The sequence below is a fragment of the Nocardia sp. NBC_01327 genome, assembly GCF_035958815.1.
GTDB lineage: Bacteria > Actinomycetota > Actinomycetes > Mycobacteriales > Mycobacteriaceae > Nocardia.
In genome coordinates this window covers 2,266,832-2,289,266 of the sequence record NZ_CP108383.1, presented here as the reverse complement: position 1 = coordinate 2,289,266, position 22,435 = coordinate 2,266,832, and the positions used below count along the sequence as shown (strand labels likewise).

Sequence of the window (22,435 nt, the reverse complement as noted above, 5' to 3'; positions counted from 1 at the left end):
AAGGTCTCCCACGACACGTCGACACGCGATTCCCATTCGGCGGTGAGTGATTCGTCGTCCTCCACCCATTCACGGTACTTCCACAAGGCCCGAATCGATTGCCTCCCAAACGGAGACGGCCTTTGTTGGCGCTCGGGGTCAGATGGGTGGTAGCAGGTCGCTTTTGCTGACTGTGTATGTCAGAGGGGGGTAGGTGAAGGTTGTTTCGTTGTTTTCGCGGCGGCGTAGTTGGTAGAACTCGCGCTGTTGGGGTTCGTCGGCTGGGGTGAGGGGTGCGCCTTGGGGGAGGTGGGCGTGGCCTTCTCGGAAGTGGAGGAAGGTTTTTGACGTTCGGAAGGTCACGCCTAGCCAGTGGTTCTCTGGTGCGGGGGTGTCCAGCACGATTTTGTGCTGGAGGCGGCGATTCGAGGCGACGGAGAATGCGACGATGCTGTTGTGGGCGAGGGGGATTTCGAAATTCTCGCTGGAATCCTTTGGGGTGAAGATCAGCTTCCTCGGCGGGATCAGTTCGGGGTACCGGTAGCAGGAGAAGACGGCGATGAATGACTCGTCGGCTAGATCGAGGGCTTGGTCCGAGTGGCTGCCCATGGTGGCGTAGGCATTCGTGTAGATCTCGATGAGAGCGTTGTTGAAGGCAACCGAGAGCCCCGCGACCTCCTGAATCTGCTGTGCCAGGCGATCGTGCACTGCCCGGAAATGCTGTGCCGGGCTGCTGTATCGAGTGGTGGTGCGGACGAGAGGCACGCGGCCTGCCGCATCGGTCTTGGTGAGCGTGGCTCCTCGCCGGCCTTTTCCCACGTCTTCCAAGACGGCCGACGAGGAGAGCTCCGCGAAGAGGTCCTGCTCGAAAGGCAGGCGGTACGAGACGATCTCGTCCGAGATCCTAGGCTCGGGGGGCAACATAGTCTCCCGTGTTCATACTGAAGGGAAATCGGTCGCCGTAGTCGATGAACGATGAGGTTCTGTTCTCCTCGGCGTACAGCCTGCGCAGCTCGTCCATGCCCTCCGGAGTGGGCGGCTCCAGCTTCACCAAGCCCCCGGCCCGCGACAGAAACGTCTGGCCGTTCTTGTGCACTGCTTCGGTGCTCGAGCAGCGCACCACGTATCCCAGGCGGGTCGGCAGCCGCTCGGCGTCCAGCATCGAGGGCTGGATTTCGTGGGTGTACAGGCGGTTGGTGGACAGCGGCATGAAGAAGACGGAGCCGGGATAGAGGGTCAGGCCGAACTGTGCGGGGAGCGCGACCCCGCCACGCTCTTCGACCGAATCCTTCAGGCGGAAGCGAAGTCTGGTCAACCCGCTCGCATTCTTCACGCCGTAGTCGAAGGCGTCGCCGGCCAGCGGCCGCAGCTTGTCGAGCCCGTCATAGAAGGTGCAAAAGGCCATGATGCCGTTGACCGGCATGTCCTTGGTCTTGTCGGCGTGGGCCGAGATCTTGGCCTTGGACTGCTTCCGCTCGGCTGTGGCATGGGTGTTGTGGTAGATCTGGGCGAGGACGTGATTCAGCGGCGCTTGGCCACGAAAGATGGTGGCGGCCTCGCGATTCAGCGCCTCGACGATGCTCGTATCGGTCGGGCCGAAGTTCTCGGTCGGCCCCGAGAGGTTCGTGGAGCACCGGAGCAGGCGGAAATGCAGTTCCTCACCGCTGCGCGTGACAGGCGTCAAGTAGATTCCGCTGCGATGGGCCGTCCCCGGCTTGGTGGACTCGGTCAGGGACTGGAACTCGTGCTCCGCGCGGATCCGCCCGAAGTGATCGGCGTCGAGGTCGAAGAAGCGGCGGTAGAACACGCCGACGCCGTGCACGCGGACGGGAACCCGTCCGAGGTCGATGCGGCTCGACGGTTCGTCGACGCTCGCGTCTTCGATGCAGGCTTCTGCGGTGTGCAAAGCGGTACCCGTCATTCGCAGATCTCGGTGGCGTGGGAACAGCGTCCCCCTCGACCCCACCCGCTAGCAAATTCCGGAACAGAGCGCGGAAAAGGTTGTGCCGGGCTCCCTCCGCAGCTGGGAGCCCGGCACTGTGTCGGCACCGGTGTGGGCGGTGTCGACAGCTTGTGTGCTCCGGAGGAGCACAAATTTGGGGGTCAGTGACCGCCGCGGACGATTTCGACGGAGCGGGTGAGGATGCTCAGGCCGTGGGAGATTTCGGAATCGGTGACGGTCAGTGGGGGGAGGAGTTTGACGACTTCGTCTGTGGAGCCGGAGGTTTCGACGAGCAGACCCAGTTCGAAGGCGGTGCGGCAGACCTTGGCGGCCTGGGAGGCGTCGTCGAAGACCAGGCCCTGAACGAGGCCGCGGCCGCGGGTTGTCAGGCCGTGGAAATCCTCGGTGAGCAGGGTCAGGTGCTGGCGGATGCGCTCACCCTTGGCGAGGGTGGCGAGTTCCATGCGATCGTCGGACCAGTAGTGGCGCAGGGCGAGTTCGGCGGTGATAAAGGCGGCGTTATTGCCGCGGAAGGTGCCGTTGTGCTCACCCGGAGCCCACTGGTCCAGCTCCGGCTTCATGAGCACCAGAGCCATGGGAAGACCATAGCCGCCAATGGATTTCGACAGTGTCACGATATCGGGGGTGATGCCGGCGGACTCGAAGGAGAAGAACGGGCCGGTGCGGCCGCAGCCCATCTGCACATCGTCGACGATGAGCAGAATGCCACGCGCGGAACACATTTCGGCGAGCGCGCGCAACCATTCCGCGCGCGCCACGTTCACACCGCCCTCACCCTGCACCGTTTCCACGATCACCGCCGCGGGCTTGTCCACGCCCGAGGAGCTGTCGTCGAGCACCCGGCGCATCCACGAAAGCTCGTCCATGCCTGCGAGATAGCCGTCGTACGGCATCGGGGTCGCATGCACCAGCGGGACACCCGCACCGGCCCGCTTGGCGGCATTGCCGGTGACCGACAGCGCGCCCAGCGTCATACCGTGGAAGGCATTGGTGAAGTTCAGGATGGTGGTGCGGCCGGTCACCTTGCGCGCCAGCTTGAGTGCGGCCTCGACGGCGTTCGCTCCGGTGGGCCCGGGGAACTGCACCTTGTAGTCCAGGCCGCGCGGGATCAGCAGCACATCCCGGATGGTCTCCAGCAGACGGCGTTTGGCGACCGTGGACATATCCAGCCCGTGCGTGATGCCGTCGCCGACCAGGTAGTCGATGAGCGCCTGCTTGAGGACGGGATTGTTGTGCCCGTAGTTCAGCGAGCCCGCACCGGCGAAGAAGTCGAGATAGTCCTTGCCGTTCTCATCGGTGAGCCAGGCCCCGCGCGCGGTATCGAACACCGTCGGCCAGGACCGACAGTAACCGCGCACATTGGATTCGAGCGCCTCGAAAACGGTCGTCTCGGCCATGGTCATCGGTGGGTCCTAGCGTCGGAGCAAAGTGAAACGAAGATGTTTCTACCATTCACCGATGCGGTAGCGGAAGGTTTTCGGCGAATCCGACCGAAGACTCCCGCCAGATGAGACGACAGTGATGCCCGTCTCGGCCCAAACGCGGGAAGCATAACCCGTTACGAACCGACCGGACCATACCTTCCAGGACGCATGCCGTGGAACCACAGTGCTCACATGACCCAGCCGCACACGCAAACCCAGCACAGAAATAGCGAAAACGAATGACAGCGCAACCTATTCCATTGCCACCGGCCCCCGTTCGCACGTAGGGTCAATCTCTTGTGCGTGCCGACGCGGGGATCTACTGGCAACTCGTCAGAGCCGGATTTCGCAGACAGTCCCACTATCGGCTCGCCATGGTCGCGGGCCTGATCACCAATGTCGTTTTCGGATTCGTGCGCTCCTCGGTGCTGATGGCCGCGGTGCACGCCAACAGCGGCTTCGGCGGATACGACCGCGGGACCATCGGCGCGTACACCTGGCTGTCACAGGGCCTGCTGGGCGCCATCGCCTTCTGGACCCTGCCCGACATCGTGGAGCGCATACGCACCGGCGATGTGGCCATCGACTTCCTGCGGCCCATCGATGTCCAATTCGCCCATCTCGCCGAATATCTGGGCCGGGCGACCTGCACCCTGCTGCCGCGCAGTGTGCCCAGCGTGGCGATCGGCGCGCTCACCTTCGGCCTGGCGCTGCCGAGTTCGGCGGGACCCTACGTGCTGGGGGTGATCAGCCTGGCGCTGGCCATCGCGCTCTCGTTCCTGTCCATGTTCGCGGTGTGCCTGTCCGGATTCTGGCTGGTGGAGACGCGCGGACTGCGCGCGCTGCACATGATCTGCGGAACCTTCCTGGCCGGCCTGTTCGCACCGGTGCACCTGTTCCCGGGCTGGTTGCAGACCATCGCGTACGCCACCCCGTTCCCGGCCATGCTGCAGTGGCCGGTCGATGTGATCTCCGGGCGCACCGCCGGGCTTGCGGCGGCGGGACTGGTGGCGGTGCAATGTTTCTGGCTGGCCGTCCTGACAGCGCTGGGCCAGCTGCTGCTGCGGGCGGGACGCCGCAAGCTGGAGGTGCAGGGTGGTTGAGACCCGGCCCTCCCGGATGGCGCCCTATCGCGCGGTCCTGGCCTCCCGATTGCGCGCGCAGCGGGCATATCCGCTGTCCTTCGCCACGGATGTGTTCAGCGCCTTCCTCATCGGGCTGGTGGAGTTCGCCGAAATGTGGGTGATCTTCCGCAATGTGCCGCAGCTGGGCGGGCTGGATCTGAACGCCATGCTGCTGGTGTTCGGAATGAGCAATACCTCCTTCGCCATTGCCGACATGCTCGTCGGGCACGCCGATACGCTGCCCACGTATATCCGGATGGGCAAGCTGGACGCCTTCTACCTGCGACCGCAACCGCTGCTCCTGCAACTCATGACGAGCGATATCGCACTGCGCCGGGTGGCGCGCATCGGCGTGGCCGCGACCGTGCTGGGGTTCGGCCTGGCCCGCAATGACATCGATTGGACCGCAACCCATCTGGCGCTCTTCGCACTCACCCTGCTCTCCGGCATCGCCATCTTCGCCGGACTCTTCGTCGCGGCGGCCGGGGTGCAGTTCTTCCTCATCGACGGATCGGAGCTCACCAATGCCTTCACCTACGGCGGCTCCTACGCCTCGATGCAACCCGCCTCGGTGTTCCCGACACCGATGAAGCTGATCTTCGGATTTCTCGTTCCGGTCGCCTTCACCTCGTATCTGCCCGCCATCGCCCTGCTGAGACTGCCGGGGCCCGCCCTGCTGCCCGCCTGGCTGGCCTGGGCATCACCGCTGGCGGCACTGTGGGTGTGGCTGGCGGCACTGTATTCGTGGCGACTGGGCACCAGGCACTATCAAGGAGGCGGCGGGTGAGCGATCCGATCATCGATATTGCCGGGCTGACACGCACTTTCGTGCTGAGCCGCAAGGAAGGACGCTGGCGCCGGCGGCGCGAGGTGGTGACCGCCGTGGACGATATGAGTTTTCAGATCGAACCCGGTACGGCGGTCGGGTACATCGGCGCGAACGGCGCCGGTAAATCCACCACCATCAAAATGATCACCGGCATTCTGGTGCCGACCGCCGGGCGCCTGCGCACCTGCGGACTCGATCCGGTGCGGCAGCGGCGCGAACTCGCCGGGCGCATCGGGGTGGTCTTCGGACAGCGATCGCAACTGTGGTGGGATCTGCCACTGCGCGAATCGTTTTCGATCCTGGCCGCCATCCACCGCCTGGAGCCGGCGGCGGCACGCGGGCGCACCCGGGAGCTGGTCGAGCAATTGGAGATGGACAGCACCCTCGACACCCCGGTGCGACAGCTGTCGCTGGGTCAGCGCATGCGCGCGGAAGTTGCTGCGGCACTGCTGCACTCGCCCGAGCTGGTAATCCTGGACGAACCGACCATCGGCCTGGACGTGTTGTCCAAGCAGCGATTACGCGAATTCCTGCGGCTGGAGCGCACCACCCGCGGCACCACCCTGCTGCTCACCACCCACGATATGGGCGATATCGAGCGCCTCTGCGAACGCGTCCTGGTGGTCGACACCGGCAAGCTGGTGTACGACGGCTCCCTGACCGGACTGGCCGCCACCGTCGGCGCACACCGGGTGCTGACGGTCGATCTCGCCGAGCCCGCACCGGACCTCACCGACCTGCCGGGCGCCAAACTCCTGGACAGCGAGGGCGGCGGCGTCCGCCAGCGCCTCGCCTTCGACACCGAACTCACCACGGCCGCCCAATTGCTGGCAGCGGTGTCGGCGCGCGCCGAGGTCCGCGACCTCTCCATCGAGGAACCCGATATCGAGGATGTCGTCCGCCGAATCTACGAAGCCGCGGCGCACCCGTTCCCATAATCGGTACGCACCACCGTTGTTCATCCCATTGTCGTCCGCTGGACGTCAAGATCACATCTGCTTCTCACCGATTGTGAGGACATTTGCAATAGCGCAAACCCGGTGGAGTTCCACGCACCACATCGCCTCGTTCTCGAATTGCGGCGACTGCCGGTCTGTGCCACGTTGCTCTTTATTGTCCGTGTGCTCCGTATGGGTCGGCACGGTGGCCGAATCTCAGGAGTGAGTGTGAATTTGCGTCCCGCACGTCTGCTGTCGCGCGGTAGCGTAAGTCTCGCGCCGGCACTCGAATTCGCCCGGCCGCGCACCATTCGAGCGCGACTGCGCCGGATCCTGATCGTCTCGGTGGCGCTGGTGCTGGCACTGCTGACGGTGATCATCGCCGGTGAGATCGGGCGCTATCGCGATACCGGCGCCACCACCAATGCCGTGGATCTCGCACTGGGAGTGCAGGATCTGGTGCACGAGGTGCAGCGCGAACGCGGCCTCACCAATGGTCTGCTCGGCGGCGACGCGTCGGCCCGCAATGCGGTCAATGCCGAGCGCACCGCCGTGGACGCGGCACTCCAGGCGCTCAATAACGTGCTGGACAAGGGCGCGCCCGGCTCCGATCAGGTGCATTCCGCCCTCGCGCAATTCTCGGGCGTGAGCGCCAATCGGGCCGGTGTGGATGCCCGGCATATCGACCGGCCGACCTCGTTCAACTTCTATACCAATGCGATTCTCGCGCTGAACCAGGCACGACCCGGACTCGCGAACGCGCAGGACTCCGCCCTGTGGCGCGGCCTGCAGACGCTGTACGCACTCGGCGACGTCAAGGAGTTCACCGCTCAGGAGCGCGGATTCCTCAATGGCGTCTTCACCGCAGGTGAGTTCGGGGCCGGTGAGTACGTTCAGTTCCTGAATATTCGCGCCGGGAAGCTTGCCGCCATATCGGCTTTCCAGCGCGATGCCACCTCGGGACAGCAGGCACAGCTGGACGCCGTCATGCGTTCCGACGATGCGGTGCAGGCTGCCGGGGCCGAATCGGTGGCCATCGGCTCCGAGCGCGGGCTGCTGCAGGAACCGGTCAGTGCGCCGGATTGGTGGCGGCAGATGACCTCCGTCATCGATGCCCAGCGCGTGGTGCAGCGCTCCGTCGGCAGCGATATCCATGCTCGCGCAGCGGAACTGCGGCGCGAGGCCACGCTGGTCCTCGCCGCCTACGCGGTCGCCGCACTGCTGGCGATCGCCGCGATGGTCTCCCTGGTGGTGGCCACCGTGCGCGCCATTGTGCGACCGCTCGCGCAGCTGGCCGAGGAGGCCGATGCGGTCGCCACCCAGCGCCTGCCGCAGCTCATCGCCGCCTGGAGCGATAGTTCGACCACGGACCCGGATCCGCCCGAGCCGGTGCGCGCCGACGAGCGCGCGGGCACCGAAATCGTCTCGGTGGCAACGGCACTGGACCGCGTGCAGGCCACCGCCTTCGAACTCGCCTCGGCCCAGGCGCGATTGCGGCGCAACACCACCGAATCGCTGGCCAACCTGGCCCGGCGCAATCAGAACCTGGTGCGCCGTCAGCTCGGGCTGATCAGCGAGTTCGAGCGGGAGGAGCTGGACCCCAACGCCCTGTCCAATCTTTTCGAGCTCGATCACCTGGCCACCCGTATGCGACGCAATGCCGAAAGCCTGCTGGTGCTGGTCGGCGAGTCGAGCCCGCGGCGCTGGGCGCAGTCCATTCCGCTCAGCGATGTGATCCGCGCCGGCCTGTCCGAGGTGGACGACTACCGGCGGGTGGTACTGCGCCGGGTGGACGATGCCGCCATCGCGGGCGCGGCGGTGAGCGAGCTCGCGCATATGCTCGCCGAACTCATCGAGAACGGATTGGCCTTCTCCCCACCGGATCTCGAGATCGAGATCTACGGCCGCCGGCTCGGGTCGCGCTACCTCATCGCCATTGTCGACCACGGCGTGGGCATGCCGCCGGACCAGCTGGCGATCGCCAATGCCCGCCTGCGCGGTGAGGCCGACTTCCTGGTCGCCCCCACCCGATTCCTCGGGCACTTCGTGGTGGGCCGGCTGGCGCAGCGGCTGGGCATCGAGGTGGAACTCACCGTCTCCCCGGTCAGCGGTGTGGTGGCCCGGCTGTTCCTGCCCGAAGCGCTGCTCGGCGACCAGCCGCAGCCCGTACTCCCGGAGCTGCCTGCCGCCGAGCCCAAACACGCGGCGACGGTACAGCTTCCGGTGTCCGGCGCGATCGCCGAACCGGGCGCCGGCCGGCATCGGCCACTGCCCGCGGCGCCGCAGGGCCCCGTGCCCGATCATGAACTCGCTTTCGGTACAGGGGAATTCGGCCCGGTAACGGATTCCGGGATTGCCTCGCACATCGCGTTCTCGGCGACCGGTCCGGGACGCGGATACCCCAACGGAGCTCCCGTGGAAAGCAATACCGTCCGGCTCGTACCGCTGCGCGAGTCCGCCGACGCCCCGGTGCGACAGCAACCGCAGGAGCCGTTCACGCCGGAACCGGAGGCGGCTGTTACAGGATCTGTCCCAGAGGTGCAACGCACACGAAACGGTCTCGTCAAGCGCAGCAGGAAAACTCGCGAGAATTCGGGCGCCACGCCGGGTGGCGCCCAGCCCGCCCCGACCGCCCCGGTGACCGCTCCGCACGCCGACCGCTCACCGGAACAGGTGCGCAGCATGTTGTCCGGCTTCCGGGCCGGGCACCAGCGTGGTGAAATCGGCGCCCCACCCCGGCCCGGCTCTAATCCCTAGGAGAACCACAGGTGACGACTCACTACACCGACACCGATCCGCACACGTTCAATTGGCTGCTCGCCGATTTCGTGCGCACCACCGACGGCGTGCGCGATGCCGTCGCGGTCTCCTCCGACGGGTTGCTGATGGCCATGTCCGCGGGACTGGACCGGGCCGGCGGCGACCGGCTCGCGGCAATCGTGTCCGGGCTGACCAGTCTCGGCCGAAGCGCCTCCCGCAGTTATGCTTTCGACGGACTCCGGCTCATCATGATCGAGATGGGACGCGGCTTCCTGCTCGTCTCGGCCATGACCAATGGCAGCTGTGTCGGCGTGATCGCCGATAACAATGCCGATGTGGGCCTGGTCGGCTATCAGATGGCCGTGCTGGCCGAGCGCGCCGGCGCGCTGCTCACCCCCGCGCTCATCACCGAACTGCGGGAGTCGTTGGGCCGATGAATGATTCGCACCGGCTACCGGATCCGCGAATGATCGCCGTCAACCAGCCGGAAGGCTGGTCCGGAGCCACGCCACCCACCACGGTCACGGCCGAGGACGAAGCCGACTCACAGGTGGTGCGTCCCTTCATGATGACTGCCGGGCGCACCACGCCACTGGTCGACGGACTCCGGATCGAGACCCTCGTCCGCGCCTCCCCCGCCGCCCTCTCCGCACCGCTGCACTTCGAACTGGAGCGGGTGGTGCGACTGTGTCAGCGCCCGCACTCCATTGCCGAAATCGGTGCGGCACTGCGCATCCCGATCGGCGTGGCCCGGGTGCTGGTCAGCGATCTGATCGCCGCCGGCCATGTCGCGGTGAACCAGTCCGATGAATTGTCCATCTCCGCGATCGAAAGGATCCGGGACCTTGTTCGGGCACTCTGAAGTTCCGGCCGCGCCGCTCGCGTCCTCGGTGAAGATCGTGATCAGCGGCGGTTTCGGCGTCGGCAAGACCACCCTCATCGGCGCCATCTCCGAAATCGAGCCGCTGGCAACCGAAGCGGCCATGACCGAGGTCTCGCGGGGTGTGGACACCCCGGGGCGCAATACCGGGAAGACCACCACCACGGTGGCGCTGGACTTCGGCCGCATCACCCTGGACTCGAACCTGGTGCTCTATCTGTTCGGCACACCCGGCCAGGAGCGCTTCGAATTCCTCTGGGACGACCTGCTGGACGGTGCGCTGGGCGGCATCATCCTGGTCGATACCGATCGGGTCGAGGACTGCTACCCCGTCCTCGAATACTTCGAACGGCGCCGCACCCCATTCGTGGTGGGGGTGAACCGTTTCGACGCCGCGCCGAACTTCGACCTCGACGAGGTGCGCGAGGCCCTGGATATCGATCCGGCCGTCATCCTGCTCGATTGTGATGCGCGGGACCGGGACTCGGTCAAGAATCTACTGGTAGCACTGCTGGAACAGATCCTGCGGGCCCGGCGCGCCCCAGCCCTCAGCCGCTGACACCCTGAGCCGCTGACACAAGCAACCCCGGGTGCCGAAGCACCCGGGGTTTCTCACGCGAAATCCGTTCGCGCGATGAGATTTAGCGGCCGAAGGAGCCGGTGAAGAGGGTGTTGAGAATACCGCCGAGCGCCGCGCTGCCGGTGCTGAACAGACCGTTGAGAGCCGCACTACCAGTATCGATGATGACCGGAATCATTTTTCAACCTCTCTGTAGGTATGTCGTCGATCGGGATTTCCGGTCGGCGACGTGACCTACAGTGCAGGGCCAGCCTTACAGCGACCTGGTCGGTAGCTGAGAGGTTGCTAAGTTAGTGTGTAACCACCGTCACACTAAAGAGGCTCGTGGCCGTCCGCGGCGTACAGGCTCACTTCACCGTCTTCTGCCAGGAACGCGTTGACCAGCATCGTTCCACTCGCACGAAGCTCTTCGGGAGCCGGAGCGGCGGTTGTGACCGAAATCTGCGGTACCGCAGCCCAGTTGACGACATAGCGCTGCGGGGGACCGTCATCGCCGGAAAGGTGCGCCAGCCGGAACACCGACACCCGCCGGCGAACAATGAGGGTCCGCACGACTTCGGCGATTCGCTCCGGGTCTTCCAGCGCGAACATGAAACCGAAGCGCAGCTCGGGAGACGATGCGTAGGCGGGCACAAATACCCAGGCTAATCGACCGCGACGCGCAGGGCTCCCGGCACGCCGCGCCGATAGCTATTCATAAGCCTCAGTAAAGGGCTCAGCGCGCCGCTGCGCGCCGGCCGACTGGAAGCGACCGACCAGCCTGTCCCCCGCGAGCCGGCCGGGAGGTGTCGATCTGCCACCAAACGCAGCACCCGTGTGACCGTGCCGTAATGCTGTATAACGATTCTCCGGCAGCTTCCCTGAGAACGCGCCGAATGGTTGCGCCCCTTCGACTATCGCGCTTTCCTGAATATGTCCCACATTGTGCGGACAGTCTCCCCATCGCATCGTCGCGAATTTCCCGGTTTCTTCACCGTGCCGTTCGTGGTGGGCTGTGCGTCCAGGAGTGTGGGTCTGCGCCGGAGCCGAGGGGAGCCCCTCCCCCGAAACCCCCTCGGCCCTGGCGCATCCAGAACTGCAATGGCTAAGGGCGGAAACATGGCAACCGATTACACCGGAACGGGATTCGGAGCCGAGCTACCATCGCCGACACTGCTGCTGCGCGCCTTCCGGGAACCCGTCACCGACCTCCTCACCGACCCCGCCGACCCCCTCCGCCGCGACCGCGAAATCCTCGAAGCGGCCCATGACCTGGTGCAATGCCATGAGCGACGGCACCGCGCGCATACGGAGGCGCACACCGCCGAAGCCACCCCACGACGGGTGGCCGAGTGCAGCCGGCTGGTGGAGGAAATCGACGAGCGGCGAACAGAATTGGTGGCGCGCATCGACGACTGGGTGGCAGTCAATATTCCGCATCGGGCCGGAGCCTCGCTGCACACCGAGACGCTCGGCGCGGTGATCGACCGCATGGCCGCGAAATGGGTTGCGGCACAACAGGCATTGGGAACAGCGGCACCGGAGGCGCCGCGCGCCAAAAGCGCCGACGGACGACGACGGCGCAATGGACTGCGTGAGACGCCGCGACGCGCGGACAGCGAGGCGCACCTGCAGTGGTATCGCCTCGCTGAACTCGCCGACGGCTACAAGGATCTGATCACGGACGTGGCACAGCACCGCAGACGGTTGCCCGTCTGGTAATCAGCGGGGGTCTACGACCTCGGCGTCGATGAACTCGGGCTCGGCGGCAGTTACCGTCGGCTTCGAGGAATCATCGTGTGCGACAACGGGTTCGAGGTCTTCGTCGTCGAAGTCCTGGTCGTAGTCGGAGTCGGCGGCAGCGGCGCGCTGGGCGGCGGCATCGCGCTGGGCGGCGACCGCAGCCTCCCGCATCTCGATGGCGTCGGTGACCCATTCGCCGATCTCCCGGGTCACTTCCGCGACGGTTCCGGTAATGATCGTTGCGATATTGCCGACGTGCCGTGCCCCGGTCGCCGTCAATTCCTGGATCAGATCCTTATTGCTTTCGAATTTCCCGATCATTCACACGCCCACTTCGCTAGCCGTCCCCCGGCGCATCACAATAACACCGGTCGGCTGCGATTTCACGAGCGCCGGAGGCAGTGCCAGCTTGAACAGCTTCGCCCAGACCGAACCGATCTGCTGGCTGAAGCTGCCCGTGTTGTACGGCAGGCCGTGCTTCTCGGCCAGCGCCTTCACCTCGGGGGCGATCTCCGGATACCGGTTGGCCGGCAGATCCGGGAACAGGTGGTGCTCGATCTGATGCGAGAGATTGCCCGACATGATGTGGAAGGTCCGGCCGCCCTCGATATTGGCCGAGCCCAGCATCTGGCGCACGTACCACTCGCCCTGGGTCTCCTCCGCCGTCTCCTCCTCGGTGAACGTCTGTACGCCCGAGGGGAAGTGACCGCAGAAGATGATGGAGAAGGTCCACAGATTGCGCGCGATATTGGCGGTGAAGTTCCCCGCCAGCGTGGACAGGAACAGCGGACCGGTCAGCGCGGGGAAGATCACATAGTCCTTGAGCACCTGCTTGCCGGCCTTGCGGACCTGCCCCTTGACCAGCGACTTGATATCCGACCACGAGCGCTTGCCGCGGACGATGTTCTCCACCTCGAGGTCGTGGCCCATCACACCCCACTCGAAGGCCACCATCAGGAAGAACGCGTAGAGCGGATTGCCCAGCCGCAGCGGATTCCAGGCCTGGGCCTCGTCCACGCGCAGGATGCCGTAGCCGATATCACGGTCTTTGCCATGGATATTGGTGAAGGTGTGGTGCATGTAGTTGTGCGAGTGCCGCCACTGATCGGCCGGGCAGACCGTGTCCCACTCGAACTCGCGGGAGTTCAGGCCGGGCTCACGCATCCAGTCGTACTGGCCGTGCATGACATTGTGGCCGATCTCCATATTGTCGAGAATCTTCGACACGGTCAGCGAGGCCACGCCCGCCAGCCAGAACGGCGGCAGGAAGCCGAGGTACATCAGGCCGCGGCCCGCGACCTCGAAACCACGCTGCGCCTTGATGATCGAGTAGATGTATTCGCGGTCGCGCTCGCCCAGATCTTCGACGACGCGGGCACGCAGCGCGTCGAGCTCGCGGCCGATCTCCTCGACCTGCTCGGCACTGAGAACCACGGGGCCCGCGGGTGTTTCGGTGAGAATCGCCATGACGATCCCTCCTTCAGATAGCGATGTCGACGTCCCCGACGGGGGCGTTGATGCAGAGTTGAATGGGCTGATCGGGGTCGGCGTCGACCTCTCCGGTGCGCAGATTGCGGGTGCAGCCGCTGCGCTTGACCGCGGTGCAGGTGAAGCAGATCCCCATCCGGCAGCCGTATGCCGGTGTGAGACCGGCGGATTCGGCCTGCTCGAGCAGGCTGGCGCCGGTGTTCTCGGTAGTGATGTCACTGCCGGAGAAGGTCACCGAGCCTTCCGCCGTGGCCGGATCGGCCGGTGCGACGGTGAGGACGAACTCCTCCAGGTGCAGCCGATCGCTGAGCTGCTCGGCCTCGTAGACGGTGCGCACCGCCTTCATGAGTCCGGGCGGACCGCACAGGTAGGTCTGCGCCGCGGCGAACCACGGGGCGAGCCGCTCCAGCTCGTCGTAGCTGAAGTTCGGATCCTGTCCCAGCTCCGGGTAGAGCATCTCCACACGGAAGTTGGTGTGCGCCAGCGCCAGCGCCTGCAGTTCGGCGCGGTGCGGCACCCATTCCGGTGAACGGTTGTAGTGCAGGAACAGCACCCGGCCCTGGTACCCCTCGGTGGCGAGGGTGCGCAGCATGGACAGCGCCGGGGTGATACCGCTGCCACCGGTGATCAGCACGATCCGGTCGGGCCGCTGCTCGGGCAGATGAAAGACGCCGGCGGCCGGCGCCAGGTCCACCACCATGCCGGGAATCGCGTTCTCGTGCAGATAGTTCGACACCAGGCCGTGCGGATGCGCCTTGATGGTGAGTTCGATGTGCCGATCGCGGCGGGTCTGCGTATTCACCGGCGAATAGCAGCGGGTATGGCGCACACCGTCGATGACGACGCCGATCTGCACGTACTGCCCGGCCAGATGCCCGGTCCACTGCCGGGTCGGCCGCAGCGTGAGCGTCACCGAGCCCACGGCGCTGCGTCGCACGTGGGTGATCTCGGCGCGCATCTGGCGCAGGGTGAGCGTGGGCCGGACCAGTTCCAGGTAGCGGTCCAGCGGGTGCGGAGTGGTCAGCCTTTCCACGAGGTCGATGAGTCCAACCATGCGGGCCTCCTGTTACGTCGCCCGGGCTGTGGGCGACTGTCGCTTGCGATGAGCACCGTGCTCTCCGATGGGCACTAATTTCGGTGCACATCTGTACACTCAACTAGTGTGCCGGGTGGAGGCCATCCAGTTCAACCGGCAGTTCGTGTGACCCACACGACATCTCGCGAATGGAACGAATGTGAACGAATGTATGCTCATCGACGTGAGCGAGCAGGCAGCAACCAGGGGTGAACGCAAGGAGCGCACCCGCGCAGCACTACTGGACGGCACCCTCGCCCTGGCCGCCGACCGCGGCTTCGCCGCCCTGAGCCTGCGCGAGATCGCACGCTCGGCCGGCATTGTGCCGACCGCCTTCTACCGGCACTTCACCTCCCTCGACGAACTCGGCACCTCGCTGGTCGAGGAGGGCGTGCGGCAATTGCGACTGGCCCTGCGCGAAGTGCGCCGGACCCCCGACGCCCGCCTGGCCGACAGCGTCCGGTTCGTTTTCGAACAGGTCGACGGCAAACGCGATCTATGGGGCTTCCTCATTCGGGAACGGCACGGTGGATCCGCGGCACTCCGTGGCGCGATCGCCGTGGAAATGCAACTCATCGTCCGGGAACTCGTCGTGGATCTGTCCCGCATACGCACCCTCGACCACTGGTCGCCCGACGATCTCGAGTTCGCCGCCGACCTCATTGTGGCCACGGTCGCCGATCGCATCGCGGACTATGTCGTGGCCGAACCCCGCGATCGCCCGCGCATTGTCGACCGCGTGGTCCTGCACGTGCGGCTCATCTCACTCGGCATGGGCGCCTGGGATCCGGATGCGATGGCGCCGCGCTGAGAATCAGCGGCCACCCAGATCGTCCGCGCGCACCGGGACCAGGGCGGCAAGTCCGAGCGCCAGCACCAGCACGATGCCGATGATGCCCGCGCGCTCGGAATCGAACGACCAGACGAAGAACCCGAAAAGTATCGGCGCCAGGAAAGATACGGCGCGGCCCGTGGTGGCGTAGAGGCCGAACATCTGGCCCTCGCGACCGGGCGGAGCGAGCCGCACCAGGAAGGTGCGGGCGGAGGATTGCGCCGGGCCGACGAAGACGGTGAGCAGCAGGCCGAAGATCCAGAACATCACCGGGCCGGAGACCACCAGCAGGATCAGGCCGCAGACGATCATGGCGGCCAGGGACAGCACGATCACCGGTTTCGGGCCGATGCGGTCATCGAAGCGGCCGGCGGTGATAGCGCCCAGTGCCGCAACAACATTCGCGGCGACGCCGAACAGCAGCACATCGGAGTCGGCAATGCCGTAGACCCGGACCGCCAGTACCGCGCCGAAGGTGAACACGCCCGCCAGGCCGTCCCGGAAGATGGCGCTGGCGAACAGGAATCCGACGGCGCGGCGATCGACGTGCCAGAGTTCGCGCACATCGCGCCACAGCACCCGGTAGGCATCGGTGATCCGGTGTGTCGCCGCACCGGGATCGGCGGCGGTGCGCGGTAATTCGGGAACGAAGAGGAACAGCGGAATGGCGAACGCCGCGAACCAGACGGCGGCCACCAGTGCCACCAGGCGGATGTTCAGCCCGTCGTCGACGGGTACGCCGAGCAGTCCGCGATAGTCGCCCTTCCCGGAGATGAAGCCGAAGTAGACGATCAGCAGCAGCACGATGCCGCCGAAATAGCCCATGGCCCAGCCGAATCCGGAGATGCGGCCGACATTCGCGGGGGTGGACACCTGCCGCAGCATGGCGTTGTAGGGCACATGCGCCAGTTCGAAGATCGCCGATCCGATGCCCAGCAGCACCAGGCCCAGCCACAGATAGCGGTAGTTCTCGTGCACGAAGAACATCGCGGCCATGAGCACGACCGTGATCGCGGTCAGGACACCCAGGGACAGTTTGCGTTTGGCGGTCGCATCGAACCACTGGCCGCTCACCGGGGCCGTCACGGCCACCACCAGCCCGGCCAGGCCCAGCGCCCAGCCCAGCCACGCGCTCGACGAAATACCGCCGGGCAGATCCTTTCCCACCTTGTCGGTGAGATACACCGAGAATACGAAGGTGAGGATCACGGCATTGAAGGCGGACCCCGCCCAATCCCACAGGCCCCAGGCCACCACCGGCCCGCGGGCGGCCGCCGATCCGATCGTCTCCCGCCCGGAAACCTCAGCCATGCCCGCAGCCTAGGCGACCTGCGGGCGGCCGGCGGGCCGAACACGATCACTCGGCGGGCCGAACACGATCTCCGGCCACGGCGAACAGTGGACTGGCAGCGACCAATTCGGCGATGCACTCCGTCTCGGCCGTTCTATTGCAGCACTAACACACCGACTGCTAACCTTGCTACAGGAGCGATTGCCCCGATATAGCCATCAAACCCAATATTCTTATGTCCCTGATGTTTCCAGGACCCTGAGAGCTTGCCGCGCCGTGCATCCACAATGTGCAGAGGTCGGTGAAAGCGAATACTCCCTAGCAATGGAACGGGTAGCCGGCAGCGCCTTGCCATCTCGAAGGCTCTTATCCCCCAAAATCAGTGCGCTGTTTCTTCTGCCCTGAGCGCGCTGAGAAGGTGCGTGAACGATGCTTACCCATGTGCAGTCGGACCGGTGGAGCGAATCGGTCGAAATCAACCCCCTGTATAGCGGCCTGGTTCCGGACGGCGGGGTACCGAAATTCACAATCCCCGATAACCCGATGTCGCCCGAAGCCGCCGCGGCACTGATCCGTGACGAACTCATATTGGATGGCAACGCCCGTCTCAATATGGCGACTTTCTGCACGACGTGGATGGAACCGCAAGCCCGCGAACTCATTGCGGAGACCCTGGATCGAAATATTGTCGACCACGACCAGTACCCGCAGACCGCCGAAATGGAGGCGCGTTGCGTCAATATCCTCGACAACCTGTGGCGTGACCCCGATGGCATCAGCGTGGGATGTTCGACCAGCGGTTCCAGTGAGGCCGCGATGCTGGGTGGGCTGGCCATGAAATTCCAGTGGCGCGAACGCCGGCGCGCGCTGGGCCGTTCGGTCGATCGGCCGAACCTGGTGCTGCCCACGGCGGTTCACACCTGCTGGCCGAAATTCTGCCGCTACTGGGATGTCGAACCTCGTTGGATGCCGATCGAAGAGGAGAATTACACGCTCGACGCTGCACGGTTACGAGAGTTCTGCGACGAGAACACCATCGGTGTGATCGGCGTGCTCGGGTCGACACAGGTCGGCAAGCTCGATCCGATCGCGCAGATGTCGGCGGAGCTGGATGCACTGCAGGAGCGAACGGGAATCGACATCCCCTTGCATGTGGATGCCGCGATCGGCGGATTCATCACGCCCTTCTTGGAGCCGGATCTGGTGTGGGACTTCCGTTTACCCCGAGTCCAGTCGATCAATACCTCCGGGCACAAGTTCGGCCTGGTCTTCCCCGGAGTCGGCTGGGTCGTATGGCAGGAACCCTCCGCGCTGCCCAAGGATCTCGTGATGAATTGCGACCTGCTCGGCGGTGACATAGAAACGTTCACACTGAGCTTCTCCCGGTCCGGGGCGCCGGTCATCGCTCAGTACTACAACTTCCTGCGCCTGGGTTTCGGCGGGTACCGAGCGGTCCAGCAGGCGTCCGTCGATGTCACGCGCTACCTCGCCGAACAGGTGGCGGAGATCGATGGCCTACAGGTGATCTCGGGTGGTGAGCACCTGCCCATCCTCACCGTGCGGGTGGACCCCGGCCGCGAGCAGATATTCACCGTCCAAGACCTGTCCGATCGGTTGAGACTGCGTGGCTGGCAGGCGCCCACCTACACATTGCCACCCAATCTGGAACATATCTCGGTGGCCAGATTCGTCATTCGCAATGGTTTCAGCAAAGCCGTCGCCGAAATGCTCCTGACGGACATACGGCGCGAGGTGGCATTCCTCGAAACCGCACAGCAGCGATAAAACCACACCAGTTACGTTTCGAGGGGTGTCCCATGTGCAGTGCTACCACGTCCGGGCGTGACGTGTCTCGCGACGGCCGGCCCGCGCGGCTCGCCGCGCACGTATTGTCGCATTATGGTCCGTTCTGGGCCGCGGTGAATCGCATTACCCCGGTTCAGTGTCAGCTGAACAGTCAGCTGACGCACATTGCGATGCGGAACTTGCCGACGCGTCCCGAACCATTGAGTGCCCGAGACTCTTACACCAGCTGGCCGTCTCTGACCGATCGGACCTACATCGGACGGCAATTGCCACCGGTCGACGAATTACGCCCGGGCTTACCGACGCCCGCCGAGGCTGCCGAACTGTTCCGGCGAACGGGTGCGACCGTGGCTGCCGAACGATCGAGCGCTTTACTCCCCGCGTGGTCGCAGTGGTTCACCGACGGATTCCTGCACCGCGGAAACGATCCCGATCCCGCTCGCATCGATTCGACACACATAGTGGACGCTAGACCGCTCTATGGGCACACCGAGGAGATCAGTAATGCCCTGCGCGCCTTCGAGGGCGGACGGCTGAAAAGTCGATGGGTCGGCGCCGCCGAATTCCCGCCGCTACTGTGCGAGGCCGGACAGATCAAAGCTGAGTTCGCGTGCGTGGAACCCGTTAGATTCGAGCGTATTCCGCTCGAGAAACGCGATTCCCTGTACGCGCTGGGCGGCGACGGCTCCAACTCCACCATCGGCACTCAAATGTTTTCCACCCTCTTCGTGCGCGAACACAACCGCATCGCCGGAATCATCGCCGCCGCACACCAGGGCTGGGATGACGAGCGCATTTTCCAGACCACTCGCAACGTGATGATCGTGCTGCTGACCCGAGTGGCGCTGGAAGACTACGTCAACCATCTCACGCCGTTTCACTTCCGGTTCTCGCTCGATCCCAAGCGCACCTACCGCGGACCCTGGATTCAACCGAACTGGGTAACCATCGAATACAGCATGTCCTATCGCTGGCACAGCATGATCCCGTCCGAATACGTCATAGACGGCGCCACCGTGCCCTTGGCCGATACGCTGGCCAACGGGAAACTCGTCGAGGCCCGCGGTCTCGGCCCACTCTTCCAGGACCTGTCCACGCAAGCGGCAGGCCGGCTGGGATTGCTCAATACGGACGAGTCGCTGCTGCCGATCGAGGAGTCGACCATCGTGATGGGGCGAGCCCTGAAAATGGCTTCCTACAACGACTATCGCGAGTTCGCCGGATTGCAGCGGGTGACGGACTGGAGGCAGATATCCAGCAACCAGGCGGTCATCTCCGGTCTGCGGGAACGCTATCGCGGGATCGATGATATCGACTATTACGTGGGTCAGGCTGCCGAGGAACCCGCTACCGGCGCATTGTGGGGCCGCCTCATGGGGCGGATGTTCGTCGTTGCGGCCTTCTCCGAGTTGCTGAACCACCCACTGCTGTCGCCCAGGCTGTTCACCCCGGACACTTTCTCGCCGGAGGGCATGCGCATTATCGAGTCGACACACTCGTTTTCGCAGATCCTCAACCGAAACACACCCGAGGACACGGAAACTCATCTGGTCACGCTCGGCAGGAGCGCCCCCCGATGAGCACCCGCCGGCGGTTCCGGCGCGCATCGGTGCGCGAGGCCCGGCAGGCGGACACCGTGCCGATCGGTGCGGGCCACCGCATGGTGGCCCTGATCAGCCTGGTGATCCTGCCGCTGCTGGTATTGGTCGCCGCGGTTCCTTCGGCCCTCCGATACGGGTGGGGGCCATCGTGGTTGGACGTCGCGCTCGGTGTGAGCCTGTACGCCGTGGCCATCTTCGGCATCACCGCCGGATATCACCGCTGCTTCACCCATCGCTCGTTCACCGCGCGCGAACCACTGAAGGTGGCGCTCGCGGTGGCGGGCGGTATCGCACTCGAGGGACCTGTCGCGCTGTGGGCAGCCGAGCATCGCCGCCACCATCGGTATTCCGACGCGCCCGGCGACCCGCACTCGCCCTGGCGGTTCGGCACCGGTCGAACCGCGTTGCTGCGCGGCCTGATACACGCTCAGGTCGGCTGGTTCGTCACCGCGCCGAGCAGGTCCGACCGCGAACGCTACGTTCCCGATCTGCTGGCCGACCCGATCCTGCGGCGGATCGACCGCTACTACCCGGTGATTGCCGCGGGTTCACTACTCCTGCCCGCGGTGATCGGTGGCCTGGCGACCTCGACCTGGCACGGCGCCATCACCGCGTTCCTCTGGGCCGGGCTGGTTCGCTATGCGCTGGTGCATCACATCACCTGGTCGGTCAACTCGATCTGCCATGCGTTCGGTGACCAGCACTATCCCACCAGGGGCGCGGACCAGTCCAGGGATGTGCGGTGGGTGGCTCTGCTGACCTTCGGCGAAGGATGGCACAACCTGCACCATGCCAATCCGAACAGCGCCCGCCACGGCGGGCTGCCCGGACAACACGACCCGACAGCGACTCTCATTCGAGTATTCGAGCGCCTGGACTGGGCCTATGACGTTCATTGGCCCATCGCCCCGCGGTACCTCGACTAGAGGGGAACATCAGGATGGGCCTGCGCGAAATGCGCCAGCCAGGGTTGCCGCCGCTCCTCCGGAGTCATGGCCACCAGCGCGCGCAGCTGCGTCCAGCCGGCCTCGTCCGAAGGTGTCAGGATCTGCAGCCAGGCGCCCGCGATGGTCGGCAGTGACAGGCTCGTCACCACCATGTCCACATCACCGGTCACGATATTGCGGATCACCTTGCTGCGGCCGCGCGGGACCGCCACGTCATTGCGCGCCCACATCTCCGCGAACAGTGGACTGGCAGCGACCAATTCGTCGATGAACTCCGTCCACAGCGGATCGTTCAGGTTCTTGGCATAGGCGCCGCGCAGGAAACCCACCATGCGCGCCTTGTGCTCCATATCGCCGGGGTAGGGATTGCAGCACTCCGGCGCGAGGAACACCATGCGAACGACGTTCTTACTGCTGGTGGTGAAGAGCGGGCACAGCGCCGCGTACGCCGCATTGTGTGCGATCACGTCGTAGCGCGCGGACAGCAGCACGGCGGGCAGCGGATCCACATGATCCAGAATCACCTGCAGCTCATCAGGCACCGGTCCATCCACATGCGGCGACGGAATGGTCTGCACATCCGCCAGCCGATACAGATGCGCCCGCTCGGCACCGTCCAAGCACAGCGTGCGCGAAATGGCATCCAGCACCTGCACACTCGCATTGATATCGCGCCCCTGCTCCAGCCACGTATACCAGGTCACCCCGACCCCCGCGAGCTGCGCCACCTCTTCCCGCCGCAACCCAGGCGTCCGCCGCCGCGACCCCACCGGCAACCCCACCTCCTCCGGCCCGATCCGCGCCCGCCGCGACTTCAAGAACGCCGCCAACTCCTCCCGCCGCGTCTTCCGCACCGACCGCGCCCGATCACCCTGCACCCCAACGGACTTCGCCGTATCCGTCTGCCCCGCATCCCTCTGCGCGGTGCCCGGCTGTGCCGCATCCGTTCGCGCCACACTCAGCCACGCGGCATTCGCCGGTGCGCTGGTTCGCGGAGTGTTCGCCTTCGCGGCACTCGGCTGCGCGGCGCTCGGCTGCGCGGCGCTCACCCGGGTGGCGCGGCGCTGCGGGACGCTCGCGAAGTCCGGACCGGACGGGGGAATACTTTCTCCGGCCGGGAGCGCTCCACTGATGCCTGCTGGGTTCACATATCCATAGTGGGCGCATCCGGCACCGGTATCCAGGTGGTGTGGGTA

General features: G+C 65.3%; 21 protein-coding genes. 12 read left to right on the top strand and 9 right to left on the bottom strand.

Translation table 11 applies throughout. The features are described 5' to 3' along the window. Positions 1 to 138 precede the first annotated feature (138 nt). The 3 genes from OG326_RS09950 to ectB form a co-directional block, all read right to left on the bottom strand. On the bottom strand, positions 139 to 903 hold the full coding sequence (locus tag OG326_RS09950; protein ID WP_327144329.1) for a hypothetical protein: 765 nt from the start codon (positions 901 to 903) through the stop codon (positions 139 to 141). Further along, positions 884 to 1,900: a hypothetical protein gene (locus OG326_RS09945; RefSeq protein ID WP_327144328.1), complete on the bottom strand. Its 1,017-nt coding sequence runs from the start codon at positions 1,898 to 1,900 to the stop codon at positions 884 to 886. The genes OG326_RS09950 and OG326_RS09945 overlap by 20 nt, the downstream gene beginning before the upstream one ends. Positions 1,901 to 2,082: 182 nt before the next feature. Further along, on the bottom strand, positions 2,083 to 3,345 hold the full coding sequence (gene ectB / locus OG326_RS09940; protein WP_327144327.1) for a diaminobutyrate--2-oxoglutarate transaminase: 1,263 nt from the start codon (positions 3,343 to 3,345) through the stop codon (positions 2,083 to 2,085). Between the two features lie 320 nt (positions 3,346 to 3,665). On the opposite strand from ectB, the gene OG326_RS09935 reads away from it, so the two are divergent. The 7 genes from OG326_RS09935 (at position 3,666) to OG326_RS09905 (ending at position 10,456) form a co-directional block, all read left to right on the top strand. Then, positions 3,666 to 4,469, top strand: coding sequence for an ABC transporter permease (locus OG326_RS09935; protein ID WP_327144326.1), 804 nt, complete (start codon positions 3,666 to 3,668; stop codon positions 4,467 to 4,469). Next, on the top strand, positions 4,462 to 5,277 hold the full coding sequence (locus OG326_RS09930; protein ID WP_327144325.1) for an ABC transporter permease: 816 nt from the start codon (positions 4,462 to 4,464) through the stop codon (positions 5,275 to 5,277). Before OG326_RS09935 ends, OG326_RS09930 begins: the two co-directional genes overlap by 8 nt. 104 nt (positions 5,278 to 5,381) lie before the next feature. Next, on the top strand, positions 5,382 to 6,257 hold the full coding sequence (locus OG326_RS09925) for an ABC transporter ATP-binding protein (protein ID WP_442791016.1): 876 nt from the start codon (positions 5,382 to 5,384) through the stop codon (positions 6,255 to 6,257). Positions 6,258 to 6,485: 228 nt separating this feature from the next. Beyond that, entirely contained in the window at positions 6,486 to 9,014 is a 2,529-nt protein-coding gene (locus tag OG326_RS09920) for a nitrate- and nitrite sensing domain-containing protein (protein ID WP_327144323.1), read from the top strand. A gap of 11 nt (positions 9,015 to 9,025) precedes the next feature. Further along, positions 9,026 to 9,454 carry a roadblock/LC7 domain-containing protein gene (locus OG326_RS09915; RefSeq protein WP_297615152.1) on the top strand — a complete coding sequence of 143 codons (429 nt, stop codon included), beginning with the start codon at positions 9,026 to 9,028 and terminating at the stop codon, positions 9,452 to 9,454. Then, complete coding sequence (locus OG326_RS09910; RefSeq protein ID WP_327144322.1) at positions 9,451 to 9,879, top strand: DUF742 domain-containing protein; 429 nt, start codon at positions 9,451 to 9,453, stop codon at positions 9,877 to 9,879. Before OG326_RS09915 ends, OG326_RS09910 begins: the two co-directional genes overlap by 4 nt. After that, complete coding sequence (locus OG326_RS09905) at positions 9,863 to 10,456, top strand: GTP-binding protein (RefSeq protein ID WP_327144321.1); 594 nt, start codon at positions 9,863 to 9,865, stop codon at positions 10,454 to 10,456. Before OG326_RS09910 ends, OG326_RS09905 begins: the two co-directional genes overlap by 17 nt. Before the next feature lie 333 nt (positions 10,457 to 10,789). On the opposite strand, the gene OG326_RS09900 is transcribed toward OG326_RS09905, so the two are convergent. Next, entirely contained in the window at positions 10,790 to 11,110 is a 321-nt protein-coding gene (locus tag OG326_RS09900; protein ID WP_327144320.1) for a hypothetical protein, read from the bottom strand. 465 nt (positions 11,111 to 11,575) lie between these two features. Between OG326_RS09900 and OG326_RS09895 the strand changes: the two genes are divergently transcribed. Beyond that, entirely contained in the window at positions 11,576 to 12,178 is a 603-nt protein-coding gene (locus OG326_RS09895; RefSeq protein ID WP_327144319.1) for a DUF4254 domain-containing protein, read from the top strand. On the opposite strand, the gene OG326_RS09890 is transcribed toward OG326_RS09895, so the two are convergent. The 3 genes from OG326_RS09890 to OG326_RS09880 are packed head-to-tail and all read right to left on the bottom strand — an operon-like array spanning position 12,179 to position 14,741. Further along, positions 12,179 to 12,520, bottom strand: coding sequence for a hypothetical protein (locus OG326_RS09890; RefSeq protein ID WP_327144318.1), 342 nt, complete (start codon positions 12,518 to 12,520; stop codon positions 12,179 to 12,181). It lies immediately after the preceding gene. Continuing rightward, positions 12,521 to 13,666 (bottom strand): fatty acid desaturase family protein, encoded by a 1,146-nt coding sequence (locus OG326_RS09885; protein WP_327144317.1) that lies wholly within the window; start codon positions 13,664 to 13,666, stop codon positions 12,521 to 12,523. Between the two features lie 13 nt (positions 13,667 to 13,679). Next, positions 13,680 to 14,741 carry a ferredoxin reductase gene (locus OG326_RS09880; protein ID WP_327144316.1) on the bottom strand — a complete coding sequence of 354 codons (1,062 nt, stop codon included), beginning with the start codon at positions 14,739 to 14,741 and terminating at the stop codon, positions 13,680 to 13,682. Between the two features lie 193 nt (positions 14,742 to 14,934). Between OG326_RS09880 and OG326_RS09875 the strand changes: the two genes are divergently transcribed. Continuing rightward, positions 14,935 to 15,573: a TetR family transcriptional regulator gene (locus tag OG326_RS09875; RefSeq protein WP_327144315.1), complete on the top strand. Its 639-nt coding sequence runs from the start codon at positions 14,935 to 14,937 to the stop codon at positions 15,571 to 15,573. A 3-nt stretch (positions 15,574 to 15,576) separates the two neighbouring features. Here the strand turns inward: OG326_RS09875 and OG326_RS09870 are convergent, their stop codons facing one another. Then, positions 15,577 to 16,905: an MFS transporter gene (locus OG326_RS09870; RefSeq protein WP_327144313.1), complete on the bottom strand. Its 1,329-nt coding sequence runs from the start codon at positions 16,903 to 16,905 to the stop codon at positions 15,577 to 15,579. A 409-nt stretch (positions 16,906 to 17,314) separates the two neighbouring features. Here OG326_RS09870 and OG326_RS09865 point away from each other — a divergent pair, with 409 nt between their 5' ends. The 3 genes from OG326_RS09865 to OG326_RS09855 all read left to right on the top strand — a co-directional run bounded on the left by OG326_RS09865 (position 17,315) and on the right by OG326_RS09855 (position 21,218). Next, positions 17,315 to 18,670 carry a glutamate decarboxylase gene (locus OG326_RS09865; RefSeq protein ID WP_327144312.1) on the top strand — a complete coding sequence of 452 codons (1,356 nt, stop codon included), beginning with the start codon at positions 17,315 to 17,317 and terminating at the stop codon, positions 18,668 to 18,670. Between the two features lie 368 nt (positions 18,671 to 19,038). Beyond that, positions 19,039 to 20,271 (top strand): peroxidase family protein, encoded by a 1,233-nt coding sequence (locus OG326_RS09860; protein WP_327144311.1) that lies wholly within the window; start codon positions 19,039 to 19,041, stop codon positions 20,269 to 20,271. Then, positions 20,268 to 21,218, top strand: a complete 951-nt coding sequence (locus OG326_RS09855; protein ID WP_327144310.1) for an acyl-CoA desaturase — start codon at positions 20,268 to 20,270, stop codon at positions 21,216 to 21,218. The genes OG326_RS09860 and OG326_RS09855 overlap by 4 nt, the downstream gene beginning before the upstream one ends. On the opposite strand, the gene OG326_RS09850 is transcribed toward OG326_RS09855, so the two are convergent. After that, on the bottom strand, positions 21,215 to 22,387 hold the full coding sequence (locus OG326_RS09850) for a helix-turn-helix transcriptional regulator (protein ID WP_327144309.1): 1,173 nt from the start codon (positions 22,385 to 22,387) through the stop codon (positions 21,215 to 21,217). The genes OG326_RS09855 and OG326_RS09850 overlap by 4 nt on opposite strands. Positions 22,388 to 22,435 lie beyond the last annotated feature (48 nt).

What these genes read in the sequence shown, in the direction of transcription:
- OG326_RS09945 (WP_327144328.1), bottom strand. Translation starts at nt 1,900, where the DNA reads ATGACGGGTACCGCTTTGCACACCGCAGAAGCCTGCATCGAAGACGCG.
- OG326_RS09950 (WP_327144329.1), bottom strand. Translation starts at nt 903, where the DNA reads ATGTTGCCCCCCGAGCCTAGGATCTCGGACGAGATCGTCTCGTACCGC.
- OG326_RS09875 (WP_327144315.1), top strand. Translation starts at nt 14,935, where the DNA reads ATGCTCATCGACGTGAGCGAGCAGGCAGCAACCAGGGGTGAACGCAAG.
- OG326_RS09880 (WP_327144316.1), bottom strand. Translation starts at nt 14,741, where the DNA reads ATGGTTGGACTCATCGACCTCGTGGAAAGGCTGACCACTCCGCACCCG.
- OG326_RS09925 (WP_442791016.1), top strand. Translation starts at nt 5,382, where the DNA reads ATGAGTTTTCAGATCGAACCCGGTACGGCGGTCGGGTACATCGGCGCG.
- OG326_RS09865 (WP_327144312.1), top strand. Translation starts at nt 17,315, where the DNA reads ATGCTTACCCATGTGCAGTCGGACCGGTGGAGCGAATCGGTCGAAATC.
- OG326_RS09910 (WP_327144322.1), top strand. Translation starts at nt 9,451, where the DNA reads ATGAATGATTCGCACCGGCTACCGGATCCGCGAATGATCGCCGTCAAC.
- ectB (WP_327144327.1), bottom strand. Translation starts at nt 3,345, where the DNA reads ATGACCATGGCCGAGACGACCGTTTTCGAGGCGCTCGAATCCAATGTG.
- OG326_RS09885 (WP_327144317.1), bottom strand. Translation starts at nt 13,666, where the DNA reads ATGGCGATTCTCACCGAAACACCCGCGGGCCCCGTGGTTCTCAGTGCC.
- OG326_RS09855 (WP_327144310.1), top strand. Translation starts at nt 20,268, where the DNA reads ATGAGCACCCGCCGGCGGTTCCGGCGCGCATCGGTGCGCGAGGCCCGG.
- OG326_RS09895 (WP_327144319.1), top strand. Translation starts at nt 11,576, where the DNA reads ATGGCAACCGATTACACCGGAACGGGATTCGGAGCCGAGCTACCATCG.
- OG326_RS09870 (WP_327144313.1), bottom strand. Translation starts at nt 16,905, where the DNA reads ATGGCTGAGGTTTCCGGGCGGGAGACGATCGGATCGGCGGCCGCCCGC.
- OG326_RS09890 (WP_327144318.1), bottom strand. Translation starts at nt 12,520, where the DNA reads ATGATCGGGAAATTCGAAAGCAATAAGGATCTGATCCAGGAATTGACG.